The sequence below is a fragment of the Lentzea guizhouensis genome (genome assembly GCF_001701025.1).
GTDB lineage: Bacteria > Actinomycetota > Actinomycetes > Mycobacteriales > Pseudonocardiaceae > Lentzea > Lentzea guizhouensis.
The window spans coordinates 1,718,432-1,734,453 of the sequence record NZ_CP016793.1; the positions used below are offsets into that span (position 1 = coordinate 1,718,432).

Annotated in this window: 12 protein-coding genes; 7 read left to right on the forward strand and 5 right to left on the reverse strand. The window is 69.4% G+C overall.

What is annotated here, in order from left to right; all coding sequences use genetic code 11:
* Positions 1-14: 14 nt before the first annotated feature.
* Positions 15-1,358, reverse strand: coding sequence for a glutamine synthetase family protein (locus tag BBK82_RS08660; RefSeq protein ID WP_065914532.1), 1,344 nt, complete (start codon positions 1,356-1,358; stop codon positions 15-17).
* A gap of 41 nt (positions 1,359-1,399) precedes the next feature.
* Between BBK82_RS08660 and BBK82_RS08665 the strand changes: the two genes are divergently transcribed.
* Entirely contained in the window at positions 1,400-2,035 is a 636-nt protein-coding gene (locus tag BBK82_RS08665; RefSeq protein WP_065914533.1) for an LppX_LprAFG lipoprotein, read from the forward strand.
* A 3-nt stretch (positions 2,036-2,038) separates the two neighbouring features.
* Complete coding sequence (locus BBK82_RS08670) at positions 2,039-3,550, forward strand: MFS transporter (RefSeq protein ID WP_065914534.1); 1,512 nt, start codon at positions 2,039-2,041, stop codon at positions 3,548-3,550.
* Here the strand turns inward: BBK82_RS08670 and BBK82_RS08675 are convergent.
* A complete protein-coding gene (locus BBK82_RS08675) occupies positions 3,505-5,028 on the reverse strand; it encodes an alpha/beta hydrolase (RefSeq protein WP_083268744.1) in 1,524 nt (507 codons plus the stop codon). The two genes, BBK82_RS08670 and BBK82_RS08675, sit on opposite strands and share 46 nt — an antisense overlap.
* Positions 5,025-6,590, reverse strand: a complete 1,566-nt coding sequence (locus tag BBK82_RS08680; protein WP_083267874.1) for an alpha/beta hydrolase — start codon at positions 6,588-6,590, stop codon at positions 5,025-5,027. The genes BBK82_RS08675 and BBK82_RS08680 overlap by 4 nt, the downstream gene beginning before the upstream one ends.
* Positions 6,591-6,619: 29 nt before the next feature.
* Here BBK82_RS08680 and BBK82_RS08685 point away from each other — a divergent pair, with 29 nt between their 5' ends.
* From BBK82_RS08685 to BBK82_RS08695, 3 genes are all read left to right on the forward strand, one after another.
* Positions 6,620-8,332, forward strand: coding sequence for an NAD+ synthase (locus BBK82_RS08685; RefSeq protein ID WP_065914535.1), 1,713 nt, complete (start codon positions 6,620-6,622; stop codon positions 8,330-8,332).
* Positions 8,333-8,725: 393 nt separating this feature from the next.
* The gene (locus BBK82_RS08690) at positions 8,726-9,916 is read left to right on the forward strand and encodes a sensor histidine kinase (RefSeq protein ID WP_083267875.1); all 1,191 of its coding nucleotides are present in this window, start codon (positions 8,726-8,728) and stop codon (positions 9,914-9,916) included.
* Positions 9,917-9,920: 4 nt separating this feature from the next.
* The gene (locus tag BBK82_RS08695) at positions 9,921-10,568 is read left to right on the forward strand and encodes a response regulator (RefSeq protein ID WP_065914537.1); all 648 of its coding nucleotides are present in this window, start codon (positions 9,921-9,923) and stop codon (positions 10,566-10,568) included.
* Between the two features lie 8 nt (positions 10,569-10,576).
* Here the strand turns inward: BBK82_RS08695 and lysX are convergent, their stop codons facing one another.
* Entirely contained in the window at positions 10,577-13,822 is a 3,246-nt protein-coding gene (lysX, locus tag BBK82_RS08700) for a bifunctional lysylphosphatidylglycerol synthetase/lysine--tRNA ligase LysX (RefSeq protein WP_065914538.1), read from the reverse strand.
* Between the two features lie 21 nt (positions 13,823-13,843).
* On the opposite strand from lysX, the gene BBK82_RS08705 reads away from it, so the two are divergent.
* Positions 13,844-14,683, forward strand: coding sequence for an alpha/beta fold hydrolase (locus BBK82_RS08705; protein WP_065914539.1), 840 nt, complete (start codon positions 13,844-13,846; stop codon positions 14,681-14,683).
* On the opposite strand, the gene BBK82_RS08710 is transcribed toward BBK82_RS08705, so the two are convergent.
* Entirely contained in the window at positions 14,661-15,023 is a 363-nt protein-coding gene (locus BBK82_RS08710) for a VOC family protein (RefSeq protein ID WP_065914540.1), read from the reverse strand. The two genes, BBK82_RS08705 and BBK82_RS08710, sit on opposite strands and share 23 nt — an antisense overlap.
* Before the next feature lie 126 nt (positions 15,024-15,149).
* On the opposite strand from BBK82_RS08710, the gene panB reads away from it, so the two are divergent.
* Positions 15,150-16,016, forward strand: a complete 867-nt coding sequence (gene panB / locus BBK82_RS08715) for a 3-methyl-2-oxobutanoate hydroxymethyltransferase (RefSeq protein WP_065914541.1) — start codon at positions 15,150-15,152, stop codon at positions 16,014-16,016.
* Positions 16,017-16,022: the final 6 nt, after the last annotated feature.

The window sequence follows — 16,022 nt, forward strand, 5'->3', positions numbered from 1 at the left end:
GCAACGTATCGGCCTCACAGCACGGGAAGAAGAGTGCGCAACTCGTACGGGGTGACGCTTCGACGGTACGCGTCCCACTCCGTCCTCTTGTTGCGCAGGAAGAAGTCGTAGACGTGCTCGCCGAGCGCTTCGGGGAGCAGTTCCGAGTTCTCCATCTCGGCGAGTGCCTCGCCGAGGTTCTGCGGCAGGTTCGCGTAGCCGGCGGCACGGCGTTCGCGGTCGGTCAGCGACCACACGTCGTCCTCGGCGGGCGGCGGCAGCTCGTAGCCCTTTTCGATGCCCTTGAGGCCGGCGGCCAGGATCACCGAGTACGCCAGGTACGGGTTGCACGCGGAGTCGAGCGAGCGGACCTCGACGCGGCGCGACGACGACTTGCCGGGCGAGTACATCGGCACACGGACCAATGCCGAGCGGTTGGCGTGTCCCCAGCACACGGCCGTGGGTGCCTCGCCGCCGACGATCAGGCGCTTGTAGGAGTTGACCCACTGGTTCGTGACGCCGGAGATCTCGCGTGCGTGCTTGAGGATGCCCGCGACGAACTGCTTGCCGATCTCGGAGAGCTGGTACGGGTCCTCTTCGTCGTAGAACGCGTTGCGGTCGCCCTCGAACAGCGAGAAGTGCGTGTGCATGCCGGAGCCCGGCTGGTCGGAGAACGGCTTGGGCATGAACGAGGCGCGCACGGCTTGCGTGATCGCGACCTCCTTCACCACGTACCGGAACGTCATGACGTTGTCGGCCATGGTCAGCGCGTCGGCGTAGCGCAGGTCGATCTCCTGCTGGCCGGGCGCGCCCTCGTGGTGGCTGAACTCGACGGAGATGCCCATGGCCTCCAGCGCCTCGATGGCGTGGCGGCGGAAGTGCGTGGCGGTCTCGTGCGAGGTCTGGTCGAAGAACCCGCCGTTGTCCGCGGGGATGGGCTCGCTGCCGTCGGCGGGCAGGTCCTTGAGCAGGAAGAACTCGATCTCGGGGTGCACGTAGCAGGTGAACCCGGCCTCGCTGGCCCTGGACAGGGTCCTGCGCAGCACGTGCCGCGGGTCGGCCCACGACGGGGAGCCGTCCGGCATGGTGATGTCGCAGAACATGCGCGCGGAGTAGTTGTTGCCCTCCGGCGTCTGCCAGGGCAGCACCTGGAACGTGGCGGGGTCCGGCTTCGCGACCATGTCCGACTCGTAGACGCGGGCGAAGCCCTCGATCGCGGAGCCGTCGAAGCCGATGCCCTCGCTGAAGGCGCCTTCGAGCTCGGCGGGGGCGACCGCCACGGACTTCAGGAAGCCCAGGACGTCGGTGAACCAGAGCCGGACGAACCGGATGTCGCGTTCCTCTAGCGTGCGGAGCACGAACTCCTGCTGGCGGTCCATAACGCGCAGCCTAAGGCCTGAGGGGACTCTACGATCAACGCATGTCCGCCCGTTGGTTGTTGGTTTGCGCACTCGCCCTGCTCACGAGCTGCACGTCCGGTGGAGATCTCCCCGATGGTGCGACCTTGCTCTCGAAATCGGCGGAGTCGATGCGCTCGGTGTCGAGCGTCCACTTCTCCATCAAGGTGGACGGGGAGCTCCCGGACGTGCCGGTGAAGGACGCCGACGGCGACCTCACCTCCGCCGGGGACTCCAAGGGCAACGCGAAGGTGAACTTCGCAGGTCAGCTGCTGTCCATCGAGTACGTGCTGACCGGCGGCAACCTGCACTTCAAGGGCCCGACCGGCGGGTACACGAAGCTGCCGGCGGCGTTCGCGGGCCAGGTGTACGACCCGTCGGCGATCCTGAACCCGGACAAGGGTGTGGCGAAGGTCCTGTCGGCCGCGAAGGACCCGAAGACCAAGTCGTCCGGTGACGTGTCGGTGGTCGAGGCGACCGTGCCGAAGGACGTGGCCGCGGGCCTGGTGCCGGGGATCTCGTCCGACGTGAAGGCGACGTTCTCGATCGACAAGGACTCGAAGCTGAAGAACGCGCTGTTCGAGCTGCCCGGCGGGCAGAAGGTCGACGTCGGGCTGACGGACTTCGACAAGCCCGTCACGGTGACGGCGCCGGCGTAACCGATGCGCAAGGTCGCCCTCGCCGCGTCCGGCGCGGCTGTGCTCTTAGGCGCGTTGGACGCGTACGTCGTCGTAGGCGTGCTCACGGACATGGTGCGCGATCTGGGCATCGCGGTGAACCAGCTGGAGCAGGCCACGCCGATCGTCACCGGGTACCTGCTCGGGTACGTGGCGGGCATGCCGTTGCTGGGGCAGCTGTCGGACCGGCTGGGGCGGCGGTTCGTGCTGCAGGTGTCGCTGCTCGGGTTCCTGGTGGGGTCCGTGGTGACGGCGCTGGCCGCGGACGTGCCGTTGCTGGTGGCGGGCCGGGTGGTGCAGGGACTCGCCGGTGGTGCGTTGCTGCCGGTGACGATGGCGCTGGTCGCGGACCTGTGGGAGGCCGGGAAGCGGTCGACCGCGCTCGGGACCGTCGGTGCGGCGCAGGAGCTGGGGTCGGTGCTCGGCACCCTCTACGGCATCGGCGTGGCGACGCTGTTCAACGCGATGCCGTTGTTCGAGGCGTGGGAACCGCAGAGCTGGCGGTGGGTGTTCTGGGTCAACGTGCCGTTGGCGGTCATCGCGATGGTGATCGTGCAACGGACCGTGCCGAACACACGGCGTCCGGTTCGGATCGACGTCGTGGGTGGCGTTCTGCTCGCGGTGGCGTTGTCGTTACTCGTAGTGGCGTTGTACAACCCGACGCCCGCCGAGTCGGTGTTGCCGTCGTGGGGCTGGCCGGTGCTCGGTGCGGCCTTGGTGGCGTTGGTCGGTTTCTTCCTGTGGGAACGCCGTGCTGCCGTGCGGCTCATCGATCCCGAGGGTATGCAGTGGCGGCCGTTCTGGGCCGTGCTCGGGGTGTCGCTGGCGGCCGGTGCGGCGTTGATGGTGACGCTCGTCGACGTGGAGCTGTTCGCGCAAACGGTGCTACGGCGCGACTCTGCTGCTGCGGCGACCCTTCTGACGCGTTTCCTGGTCGCGCTGCCCGTCGGTGCGGTCCTGGGTGGACTGCTGGCCGGTCGGATCGGCGACCGCTGGGTGTCGTTCGGCGGTCTGGCGATCGCATCGGTGTCGTACGTGTTCATCGCGCGGTGGCCCGCTGACGTCAGCGGGCTGGTGCTCACGCGGGACCTCGCGATCGCCGGGTTCGGGCTGGGCCTGGTGATCGCGCCGTTGTCCGGTGCGGTGCTGCGGGTCGTGCCACCGGTGCGGCACGGCGTGGCGTCGGCGTTCGTCGTCGTCGCGCGCATGACGGGCATGCTCGTCGGCGTGGCGGCGTTGTCCGCGTGGGGACTGCACCGCTTCCGCGAGCTCACGGCAGACCTGAACACCCCGCTGCCGTTCGGGGTCGAGCCCGCCGAGTTCCAGCGGCAGTTCGGCGAGTACCAGCGCAGGCTCACCGAGGCGCTGCTCACCGAGTACCACGAGATCTTCCTGATCACGTCGGTGATCTGCGCGCTCGGAGCGCTGGGATCGGTGTTCCTGCCAACCCGTCAGCAGACCGAGTCGGTCTCCGGCAGCCTCAGGTCCACCAGGTAGTTCGTGCCCACGCCGTCCACGCAGCCGATGCCCGCGAGGAACGCCGTGTGCTGGTTGCCGTTGTACGTCAGCAGTCGCGCACCCAGGGCCTGGGCGAGGTCCACGCCGGACTGGTAGGGCGTCGCCGGGTCACCGGTCGTCGACACCACCAGCACCTGCGGCAGTCCCCGCACGTTCGGCGGATGCGGTTCCGACGTGTGCGGGGCCGGCCAGAACGCGCACGGGCCGAGCGCCGTCTCGTCGGTGGGGACCGTGTCGTTGCCCAGCAGTTCCAGCAGCCGCCGCCGGTTGGACTCGAGGGTCGCGCGGTCCTTGATCGGTGGTTCGTCGACGCAGCGGATGGCCACGAACGCGTCCTGGATGCGGCTGTAGGTGCCGTCCTGGGCGCGGCCGAGGTACTGGTCGGCGAGCTGCAGCAGGGTCGTGCCGCGGTTCTGCCTGAGCTCCTGCAGTCCCTTGAAGGCGGTCTCCCACAACCGGTCCGTGTACATCGCCTGGATGATGGCGGTGTTCGCGTCCGAGTGGGACAGCTTGCGGTCGCCGACCGGCAGCGGTGCCTTCTTGAGCGGCTCGATCATCTGGCGGAACTTCTGCTCCGCCGTGTTCGTGTCCTTCCCGATGGGACAGTCGCGTTGCGCGCACCAGCCGGCGAACCGCTGGAACGACTCCTCGAAGCCCTGCGCCTGACGTGCGGACGCGGCCACCTTGTCGGCGTTGGCCTCCACCGCGCCGTCGAGCACCATCGCGCGCACGTTGCGGGGGAACATCTCGGCGTACAAAGTGCCGATGCGCGTGCCGTAGGAGTAGCCGAGGTAGCTCAGCTTCTTCTCCCCCAACGCGGCGCGCAGCACGTCGACGTCCCGCACGACGTCCCGCGTGCCGACGTTGCGCAGCAGGTCGAGGCCACTGCGCTCGGCACAGCGCTCGACGAAGAACTTGTTCTCCTGCTCGGTCTGGTTCGCGCTCTCGCCCTTGGGCCGCAACCTCTGCGCGTCCCGTTCCGCGTCGGTCAGGCACTGCACGCGGGGCTGGCTCGCGCCCACGCCGCGCGGGTCGAAGCCGACGATGTCGAACCGCTTGCCGACCGGGTTGTCCGGCTGCATGTTCGCGACGTGCGTCATGCCCGAACCACCCGGACCGCCGGGGTTCACGACGAGCGAGCCGACCTTGCGCTGCTGCTCGGCGGCCGGTCGTCGCAACAGCCCGACCGTGATGGTCCCGATGTCCGGCTTCTCGTAGTCGAGCGGGACCTGCAGCCGGGCGCACTGGATGCCTTCGCGCTCGAACAGGCCCTTGCTCTTGGCATCGGTCGCGTAGGGCTGGCACGCGCCCCACGACAACACCTGCGCGTAGAAGCGCTCGACGCCCTTGCGCGCGGCGACCGGACTGCCGTCGATGCGCGCGTAGGACGTGGACGTGCCGAGCACGACGATCAGGGCGAACACGGCCGCGGTGACACGGGATCGCCGCTTCGTCATGAGGCGCACCGGGTTCCGTCGGCGGGCAGGGTCTGGTCGATCAGGTACTTCACGCCCGCCGCGTCGACGCACGGCTGGCCCTGCAGGAACACGGTGTGCTGGACGCCTTCGAACGTGAGCAGCCGCGAGTTGAGGGTCTTGGCCAGGTTCACGCCCGCCTCGTAGGGCGTGGCCGGGTCACCGGTCGTGGAGATGACGAGCAGCGGCGGGATGCCCTCGGCCTTGGGCGGGCCGGTGCGCGCCGACACCGGGGCCGGCCAGAACGCGCACGAGTCGAGCGCCGCGCCCGGCGGGTTGCCGTCGTCGAGGAACGGCGCCGCGGCCTTGTACTGCCTCGCGGTCTCCAGCAGGGCGTTCTTGTCGGTCAGGCGCTGGTCGTCCACGCAGTGCACGGCGCTGAACGCGTCCGTGATGGTCGAGTAGTTGCCCTGGTCGTCGCGGTCGAAGTACGCGTCGGCGAGACGCAGCAGCATCGTGCCCTTGCCGGCCTTCAGCTCGTTGAGCCCCTGCAGCAGCAGCGGCCACAGCTGCTCGGAGTACAACGCCTGGATGGTCGCGGTGATCGCGTCGTTGTAGGACAGCTTGCGGCTGCCGACGTCGACCGGCTTCTGGAGCAACGGTGTCGTGAGCTCGCGGAAGCTCGTGTTGGCGTCACCGGTCAAAGGACAGTCGTCCTCCTGCTGGCACCACTTGATGAACTCGTTGAACGCCTTCTGGAAGCCGGCACCCTGCGCGACCAGCGACTGCAGCTGGTCCTGCGTCGGGTCGACGGCGCCGTCGAGGACGAGTGCACGCACGTTCTGGGGGAAGGTCTCGGCGTACTCGGTACCGATGCGGGTGCCGTACGAGTAGCCGACATAGCTCAGCTTCGCGTCGCCGAGCGCAGAGCGAAGGACATCCATGTCCTTAACTACGTCCCGCGTGCCCATGTTGGCGAGCATTGCCGCCCCGAATTTTGTCCCGGCGGCACACTTGTCGGCATATGCCTTGTTCTCCTGCTCCGTTTGGGCGATCCCGGCCGGAGAGGTGTCGATGTCAAGGTCCAAACGGTCGGCGTCGCGCTCGGCGTTGGACAGGCAGCGGACCGCCGGTTCGCTCGCGCCGATGCCCCGCGGGTCGAACCCGATGAGGTCGAACCGCTCCGCGAGGTCGGTCTTGCGGTAGTCGCCGACCATGCCCGCGGCCGACGCCATGCCGGACGCGCCGGGCCCGCCGGGGTTGGTGAGCAGCGAGCCGATCTTCTGCCCGGTCGCCTTGTACCGGAGCACGCCGATGGTGATCGTGTCGCCGGTCGGCTTGGTGTAGTCGAGGGGGACCTCGAGCCGTGTGCACTCGACGTCGCGCTTGCTGCCGTACGCCTGCTTGCTCGTGCCGGTCGTGGCGAACGGCGCGCAGTCCTGCCAGGCCAGTTGCTGGCCGTAGAACTTCTCGAGTCCGGCCGGGACGGTGCCGGCCGGACCTCGTTTCTCGAAGGTCACGCCGGGCTTGGCATCCCCTTCGACGATGGACGTGCAGGAGGCCAGCAGGGGAATGACGAGCAACACGCTCAAGAGACGGACCACAGTTCGATGGTATGGGAGATGATGAGGGCATGCCGCAGCTTCGCATCGCGCTCGCCCAGGTCAACGCCACTGTGGGCGACCTTTCCGGCAACGCCGCGCTGGTCGTGGAGTGGACGCGCAAGGCCCGGGAGGGCGGCGCGCACCTCGTGGTGTTCCCCGAGATGGTGCTGACCGGCTACCCGGTCGAGGACCTGGCGATCCGCACGTCGTTCGCCCGCGCGTCTTTCGAGGCGTTGGACGCGCTGGCGGTGTCGTTGGACGATGCGGGCCTGGGCTCCGTGGCCGCCGTGGTCGGTTATCTGGAGCACGACTCGGTCGGCCCGCGCAACGCCGTGGGAGTGCTTTACGGCGGGCGTGTCGTGGCGCGGCAGTCGAAGCACCACCTGCCGAACTACGGCGTGTTCGACGAGCGGCGGTACTTCAAGCCGGGGTCGTCGCTCGACATCCTGCGGATCAACGGTGTCGAGGTCGGCATGGTGATCTGCGAGGACCTGTGGCAGGACGGCGGCCCGATCACCGCACTGGGTGACGCCGGCGTGGACCTGGTGGTCTCGCCGAACGCGTCGCCGTACGAGCGCAAGAAGGACGATCAGCGGTTGCCGCTGGTGGTCCGTCGTGCCGCGGAAGCCGGGGCGCCGTTGGCGTACTGCAACCTCGTCGGCGGGCAGGACGAGCTGGTGTTCGACGGTGACTCGCTGGTGGTCGGCGCGGACGGCCAGCTGATCGGGCGGGCGCCGCAGTTCGTCGAGCACCTGATGCTGGTGGATTTCGACCTGCCGTCTTCTGCTTCTTATGAGCAGGGCCAGATCGGTGACTTCTACGTGCGCCGTGTGTTCGTTTCGGACGCCGTCGCTCCCTACGAGCCTCTGCCCGCACCGCGCGTGTTCGAGCCTCTGTCCGATGAGGCCGAGGTGTGGCACGCGCTCGTGACCGGTCTGCGCGACTACGTGCACAAGAACGGCTTCCGGTCCGTTGTGCTCGGTCTGTCCGGTGGCATCGACTCGGCCGTTGTGGCTTCTCTGGCCGTGGACGCTCTTGGTGCCGATTCGGTCTATGGCGTCTCGATGCCGTCGTCGTACTCGTCGGAACACTCTCGTTCGGACGCCTCGGACATGGCGGCGCGCACTGGGCTGCACTTCTCCACGGAACCCATCGGCGAGATGGTGTCCGTGTACGTCTCGCAGCTGGGCCTGACGGGTCTCGCCGAGGAGAACATCCAGGCGCGGTGCCGCGGCATGCTGCTGATGGCGCTGTCGAACCAGCACGGGCACCTGGTGCTGGCGACCGGCAACAAGTCCGAGCTCGCGGTCGGGTACTCGACGATCTACGGCGACGCGGTCGGCGGGTACGCACCGATCAAGGACGTGCTGAAGACGCTGGTATGGGACCTGGCCCGGTGGCGCAACGCCGAGGCGGAGAAGCGCGGCGAGGTGCCGCCGATCCCGGAGAACTCGATCTCGAAGCCGCCGTCGGCGGAGTTGCGGCCGGGGCAGGTGGACTCGGACTCGCTGCCGGACTACTCGGTGCTGGACGACCTGCTGGACGACTACGTCGAAGGGGACCGCGGGTACGACGACCTGCTGGCGGCCGGGTTCGAGGCGGAGCTGGTGGACCGGGTGCTGCGGATGGTGGACCGGGCGGAGTACAAGCGTCGGCAGTACCCGCCGGGGACGAAGATCTCGAACAAGGCTTTTGGGCGGGACCGGCGGTTGCCGATCACGAACGGGTGGCGCGAGGGCTGAGGCGCTGCTGGCCGGGTTCGGGCAGTTGCTGCAGGCCAGGTTGGGGTGGTAGCTCGGCGCAGGTGCCGTAGCTCGGACCGGATGCTATAGCTCTGGTCGTTTGCTGCAGCTTGCTTGGCAGCTATAGCTCGGCTCGGTCGTGGTCGCCTGTCGCATGGCGGCAGGCCGTCTACCTGGCTCGCTCACCCCATCCGTCACCCGTCCGGGTGGTCGTTGTCCTGATCCCCGCCTGCCCTCGTCTCCTCCCTGTCCGAACCACACACCCGTCCCCGCCCGCCAAATGAGGAAACGCGCGGGGGCGGGCGTGCGCCAGAACAGGGAGGAGGGCTCGGCATCGGGGAGTGGAGCCTGCTCTACCGCGCCGAACACCGCAGGATGGATACGTTGCACGGCATGAAACGGATCTGGGCCGCGCTGGTCTACCTCGCGACCGGCCTGCTGACGGGCACCGCGGCGTGGCTCGCCCTCGCCGTGTTGCTGCTGTCGGTGGTGGTGCTGCCGTTGCTGCCGGTCACCGCGCCGCTGATCCGCCGGCTCGTGGACATCGACCGGCGCCGGCTGGCGAAGTTCACCGGGGTGGAGGTGCCGTCGCCGCCGCCGCTCGACGGGCCGTGGCTGCACCGGGCACAGAAGGTGCTGGCCGATCCGCACAGCCGGCGTGACGGGATCTGGCTGCTGTGGCACGGCCTGATCGGGTCCTTCACCGGGTCGGTGGCCATCGGGATACCGGGGTCGCTCGTGCAGCAGCCGCTGGTGCTGGCGACGTGGTGGATGGCGCCGGGTGGGATCGAGAGCTCGTTCGGGTTGCTGGTCGACTCGTGGGGCAAGGCGTTGCTGAGCGTGCCGATCGGGATCGTGCTCGCGTTGCTGCTCACCCAGCTGCCGCGGCTGGCCGAGTGGGATGCGCGGTGGGGGCGGAAGGTGCTGGCGCCGCCGCGGGCTTCGCTGGAGAAGCGGCTGGCCGAGGTCGTGGCGACGCGGGCGGCGGCGTTGCAGGCGCACGGGGCCGAGTTGCGGCGGATCGAGCGGAACCTGCATGACGGGACGCAGAACAAGCTGGTCGGGGTGGTGATGATGCTCGGGATCGCGGAGCGGTCGTTGCTGCAGAACCCGGAGAACGCCCACCAGGCGTTGATCAGGGCGCAGGACGCGGCGGGGGATGCGTTGGAGGAGCTGCGCAACGTCGTGCGGAGCATCCACCCGCCGGTGTTGGAGGACCTGGGGCTGGACGGGGCGATCCAGGCGCTGGCGGCGCGGTGTCCGGTGCCGTGCATGTTGCAGGCCGACCACCTCGGGCGGTTGCCGGCGGCGGTGGAGGCGGCGGCGTACTTCGCGGTGGCGGAGGCGTTGACGAACGTGGCCAAGCACAGCGGGGCCAACCACGCGTGGGTCAGTCTCGGGGCGGACAACGAGCGGCTGACCGTGGTGGTGCACGACGACGGCAAGGGTGGCGCGGACGAGCAGCACGGCACGGGGCTGGAGGGGATTCGGGGGCGGGTCGGGGCGTTGGACGGGACCGCGACGATCAGCAGTCCGGAGGGTGGCCCTACCGTGCTCACCGTTGTGCTGCCGATCGGGAAGTGAAGACATGCGCATCGTGATCGCCGAAGATGACGCGTTGCTCCGCGAGGGGTTGACGTTGTTGTTGCGCAACGAAGGCCTGGACGTGGCCGCGGCGACGGACAACCCGGACGACTTCCTGGTCGCCGTGGCCGAGCACCAGCCGGACATCGCGGTGGTGGACGTGCGGATGCCGCCGACGTTCACCGACGAGGGGCTGCGGGCCGCGGTCGAGGCGCGCAAGCGGCACCCGGAGCTCGCCGTGCTGGTGCTCAGCGCGTGGGTCGAGCAGAGCTACGCGCACGAGCTGCTGGCCGGCACCTCCGGCGGCATCGGGTACCTGCTGAAGGAACGCGTCGGCAAGGTCGCGGACTTCCTGGAGTCGCTGCACCGGGTCGCGGCGGGTGGCACGGCGCTCGACCCCGAGGTCGTGTCGCAACTGCTGGTGCGCCGCAAGTCCGACGACGCGCTCAGCGGGTTGTCACCGCGTGAGCGCGAGGTGCTCGGGCTGATGGCGGAGGGGCTGTCGAACGCGGCCATCGGCGACAAGCTGGTCATCAGCCCGGGAGCGGTGCACAAGCACATCGGCAACATCTTCCTGAAGCTCGGCCTCAACACCGAGGACGGCGCGGGAGACCGGCGCGTCCAGGCCGTGCTCGCCTACCTGGACCACTGACGGGCACGTCACTGCGGGCGGACGAACGGGAAGAGCACGGTCTGCCGGATGGACGTGCCGGTGAGCATCATCAGCAACCGGTCCACGCCCATCCCGAGGCCGCCCGTCGGTGGCATGCCGTGCTCCAGCGCCCGCAGGAAGTCCTCGTCCAGCTCCATCGCCTCGACGTCACCGGACGCGGCCTTGAGCGACTGCGCCTCCAGCCGGCGCCGCTGTTCCAGCGGGTCGGTGAGCTCGGAGTACGCCGTGCCGATCTCCGCGCCGAACGCGACGAGGTCCCACCGCTCGGCCAGCCGCGGATCGTCGCGGTGCTGCCGGGTCAGCGGTGACACCGAGGTCGGGAAGTCGATGTAGAACGTCGGCCCCACGGTCGTGGCCTCGACGAACGTGTCGTACGCCTCCTGCACGAGCTGGCCGTGGTCCCAGTCCTCGTTGACCTCCACGCCACGAGCGGTCAGCAGCGACCGCAGCTCCGCCACCGACGTCGACGGGGTGACATCGGAACCGAGCGCCGACGAGACCGCCGTGTAGACCGGGATCACCGGCCACTCCCCCGAGATGTCGAACTCACCCTCGGGCCGGGACGCCACTTCCGCGCCGAACGCTTCCCGTGCCGCGTGCTGGATCAACGCGCGCACGAGGTCCAGCATCACCCGGTAGTCCGCGTAGGCCTGGTAGGCCTCCAGCATCGTGAACTCCGGGTTGTGCGTGGCGTCCGCGCCCTCGTTGCGGAAGTTGCGGTTCAGCTCGAACACCCGGTCCACGCCCGCCACGCAGAGCCGTTTTAGGTACAGCTCCGGCGCGATCCGCAGGTACATCCGCATGTCGTAGGCGTTGATGTGGGTGACGAACGGCCTGGCGTTCGCACCGCCGTGCACCGCCTGCAGCATCGGCGTCTCGACCTCCAGGTACGAGCGCGAGTGCAGGAACTCCCGGACGCTGCGGATCACGTCGCTGCGCAGCTTCAGCAGGAACGCCGAGTCCGGGTTCACCACCAGGTCGAGGTAGCGCTGCCGCACCCGCGCCTCCGGGTCGGCGAGGCCCTTGCGCTTGTCCGGCAACGGGTGCAGGCACTTCGCGGTCAGCGTCCAGGACGTCGCCCGCACCGAGATCTCGCCCTTGTCGGTCTTCATCACCGTGCCGGTCGCGCCGACGTGGTCGCCCAGGTCCACATCGGACTTCCACGACCGCAGCGCGTCGCCGAGCGAGTCGGCCGTGAGCATCAGCTGGATCTCGCCGCTGAAGTCCCGCAGCCGCGCGAAGCACAGCCCGCCCATCTCCCGCAGCGCCACCACGCGCCCGGTGACCGAGACCTCCTCGCCGAACCGCTCCCGTGCCGCGGCGAGCAGGTCCGTCCGCGCGAACCCCACCGGGTAGGGGTCGACGCCGGCGGCCACCAGCCGTTCGACCTTCGCGATCCGCACCCGCACCTGTTCCGGGCGCCGGACGGCCTTCGGTTCGACCTTCAGAGCGTCGATCTCGGCGACCTGCAAGGCGAACTCGGAGCTGACGGCGGTCTTCTGCAGCGCCCGCTTGCGCAACGACCGCAGCGACGGCACGAACCCCTCCGCCACGCCCGCCGCGATGCTGACCCGCGGCAACGACCGCGACCGCTGGTAGCAGAGGAACCGCGGCTCCCACTCCGGCAGGTACTTCGCGTTCGACCGGTACAGCGACTCCAGCTGGAAGAACCGCGACGCGAGCGACAGCACCCGCCGCCACGCCCGCAGCACCGGCCCGGCGCCGATCTTCTCGCCTTCCTCGAACACCGCGCGGAACATCGCGAAGTTCAACGAGATCCGGTGCACGCCGAGGTGTCCGGCAGCGGCGGCCAGCTGCGCCACCATGTACTCGTTGAGCCCGTTCTCCGCGGACCGGTCCCGGCGCATCAGGTCCAGCGACACCCCACGGCGGCCCCACGGCACGAACGACAGCAACCCGCGCAACGCGCCAGAGGCGTCATACGCCTCGACCATCACGCACCGGCCGTCGCTCGGATCTCCCAGGCGCCCCAACGCCATGGAGAACCCGCGCTCGGTCTCCGCACCACGCCACGCCTGCGCCAGGTCCAGGATGGACGACATCTCGTCCGGTGCGATCTCGCTGTGCCGGCGGACCCGCGTGGTGTACCCGGCGCGTTCGACGCGGGACACGGCCTGGCGGAGCCCTCGGCGTTCCGGGCCGGCGAGGTTGAACTCGCGCACGTCCAGGACCGCCTCGTCACCGATCTCCAACGCTTTGAGGCCCGCGTCGGTGTAGACCTGCGCGCCGCGTTCGGAGGCACCGAGCACACCGGGCATCCAGCCGTAGGTCCGTGCCTCGGCGAGCCACGCGAGCACCGCCTCCGGCCACGCCTCCTCGTCGCCGACCGGGTCGGCGGAGGCCAGCGTCACGCCGCCGATCACCCGGTAGGTCAGCGCCGCCCGGCCGGACGCCGCGAACACCACGCTCTTGTCCCGCCGTGTCGCGAAGTAGCCCAGGGAGTCCGGCTCACCGTCCGCGGCGAGCAGCCGGCGCACGTCCAGCTCCTGCTCGGACGTGATCATGCTCTGGGTCCGGACACCGCGGAAGAACAGGTACATCGCCCGGATCGCGACCAGCGTGCCGCCCAGGCTCAGCACGACGCTCAGCCACTGCGGGCCCTCGGGGATGTCGAGGCGGCCCAGCCGGACGACCTCGCCCGTCGCCTGGTTCGCCGCCCACACGAGCTTGTCGAGGTGCGCGACCAGCTCGCCGGGGAACAGCTCGGTGAGCCCCCAGCCGAGCAGCACCAGCGCGACCATGCCCAGCACGAACGACGCAAGCGCTTGCCGCCACGCGCCGCGGGCCAGCCGCGCCGGGAACGCCTTCCTGACGAGCCACAGCAGCGCCACGAACACCACCGAGGTCGCGAAACCGACCCCGAGGAACGCCCAGTAGCTCGACTCGTCGTCGCCGTCCAGGACTTCTTCAGGTGCGACGGCCAAGATGACCATGGTGAACCCGACCGCGAGCAGGCCCAGCACCTGGAACAGCAGCAGCGCCCACAGCGCCGCCCGCTTGTGCCTGCGCAGCGCGGCACCCAGCACGAAGAACACGAGCGCGATGAAGAGGTTGCCGTCGATGGGCAGGCCAGTGAAGTACCCGACGCCGTCGGCGAGGTCGGTGAACCAGCTGTCCTCGGGCAGGATCACCCTCAGCAGCGACATCACCCCGGCGAGCTGCACGATCGTCGCGATCCACCCAGCGACCTTCCACTGCCACGCCGGTGCCACATCAACTCCCGAGGTCCGCTGATGACGGCCATGATCCCCTCTAGCGCCGGACGGGTGCACGTCACCGCGTCCGGGCGTGTTGACCTGCCCGTCGTGGTCCTCAGCTCGGGGCTGGGAGGGGCCTGGTTCGACTGGGACCGGACCGTGCGGCTGCTCGAACCGCTCGCCAGGGTGGTCGTGTTCGACCGGCCCGGCCTCGGGATGAGCGGTCCGGCGCGGCGCGGGCCGTCGCTGGCACGGGAGGTGGCGGTGCTCGACGCGGTGCTGCGCGGCATCCCGCAGGCGATCCTGGTCGGGCACTCGATGGCGTCGATGCACGTCGAGGCCTATGCGCGGCTGCGGCCGCAGCGCGTTCTCGGTGTCGTGCTGCTCGACCCGGACACGGAGATGCCGGGAGCGGGAGCGCCGTTCGACGTGTCGGCGGTGGTGGCGCAGGCCTTGCGCGCGTTCGGCAGCCGTTGGCTCGGTGCGCGCATCACGCGGCGGTACGGGCACTGGTTGCGCAACTGGCTGACCGAGCTGTCCACCCTCGGCCGGACCGACCCGGCACCCCGTGACCTGGTCGAACTGGTCTACCGGCGGCCCGGGGTGGGGCGGGCGACGCTGGCCGAGCTCGCGTCCTACCCCGGTCAGGTGGCGACGCTGGAACGGCTGCGGACGCGCCGCGCGTTGCCCGAAGTGCCGTTCCTGGTGCTCACGGCCGGTCGGAAGATATGGCCGGAACACCGGTCGTTGGCCGCCCTCGTGCCGTGGGGGCGCAACGTGCCGGTGCCCGGTAGTAGACACATGGTCCAGATGGACCGCCCGGACGCCGTGGTGATGGCCGTCCGGGACGTGATCAGGGCTCTACCCGACCGCTGAGCAGGCAGAACTCGTTGCCCTCGGGGTCGGCGAGGGTGTACCAGCTCGCGTCCTCGCCCTGCCCGATGTCGACGCGGGTGGCACCGAGCTCCAGCAGCCGGGCCAGCTCCTCGTCCTGCTCGCGGTCGGTCGCCCTGATGTCGATGTGCAGGCGCAGCTTCTGCAGCTTGCGGTCGGGGTTGCGCAGGAACAGCAGCGTCGTGCGCCGGTCGGGCGGTCCGATCTCCACCGACACGTCGTCGCGGTCGAGCACGTCGTAGCCCAGAACCTCGGCCCAGAAGGCCGCGAGTCGTTCCGGATCGGTGCAGTCGAGGACCAGTTCTGTGATTCGTGCTGCCACCCGTGTGACGGTAACCGCATCTGCAACCGGTTTCCGGCTCACGGTGCCACTCTTGGTTTCGGCAACCGTGCACCAATGCGCCCGGGGACTCGCTGTGGCGGGCCTCGAGGAAAGGAACGGTCGACGATGACCAATGCCGAAGTTTCCGCGCCCTACGGCTCCGGAGCTGCCCAGAACGCTCCGGTGAAGACTCCCGCGAAGCGCGTTCGAGTCCACCACCTGCGTGAGATGAAGGACCGCGGCGAGCCGTGGCCCATGCTCACCGCGTACGACACGTTCACCGCCCAGATCTTCGACGAGGCCGGCATCCCCGTCCTGCTGGTCGGCGACTCCGCGTCGAACACGGTCTTCGGCAACGACACCTCGCTGCCCGTCACGGTGGACGAGCTGGTGCCGCTGGTGCGCGCGGTCACGCGTTCGGTCAAGCGTTCGCTCGTGGTCGCCGACCTGCCCTTCGGCTCCTACCAGGTGTCGGTCGAGCAGGCCGTGGCCACCGCGGTCCGGTTCATGAAGGAAGGCCAGGCGCACGCGGTCAAGCTGGAGGGTGGCGCCTACTTCGCGCCGCACATCCGCGCGATCACCGCCGCGGGCATCCCGGTCATGGCGCACATCGGCTTCACCCCGCAGTCCGAGCACCAGCTCGGCGGGTACCGGGTGCAGGGCCGCCACGAGAACCACGACGTGGTGCTGCACGACGCCATCGCGGTCCAGGAGGCCGGTGCGTTCGCGGTCGTGCTGGAGATGGTGACCGCCGAGGTCGCGAAGCAGATCACGCACGACCTGGTCATCCCCACCGTGGGCATCGGCGCCGGTCCGGACACCGACGCCCAGGTACTCGTCTGGCAGGACATGATGGGCCTGAACCGCGGCAAGGCACCCCGGTTCGTGAAGCGCTACGCCGACATCGGCACCATCATGCTGGGCGCGGCGACCGAGTTCGCAAACGAGGTGCGCGGGCACCAGTTCCCCGGCCCTGAGCACACCTTCCACTGAGTTTCC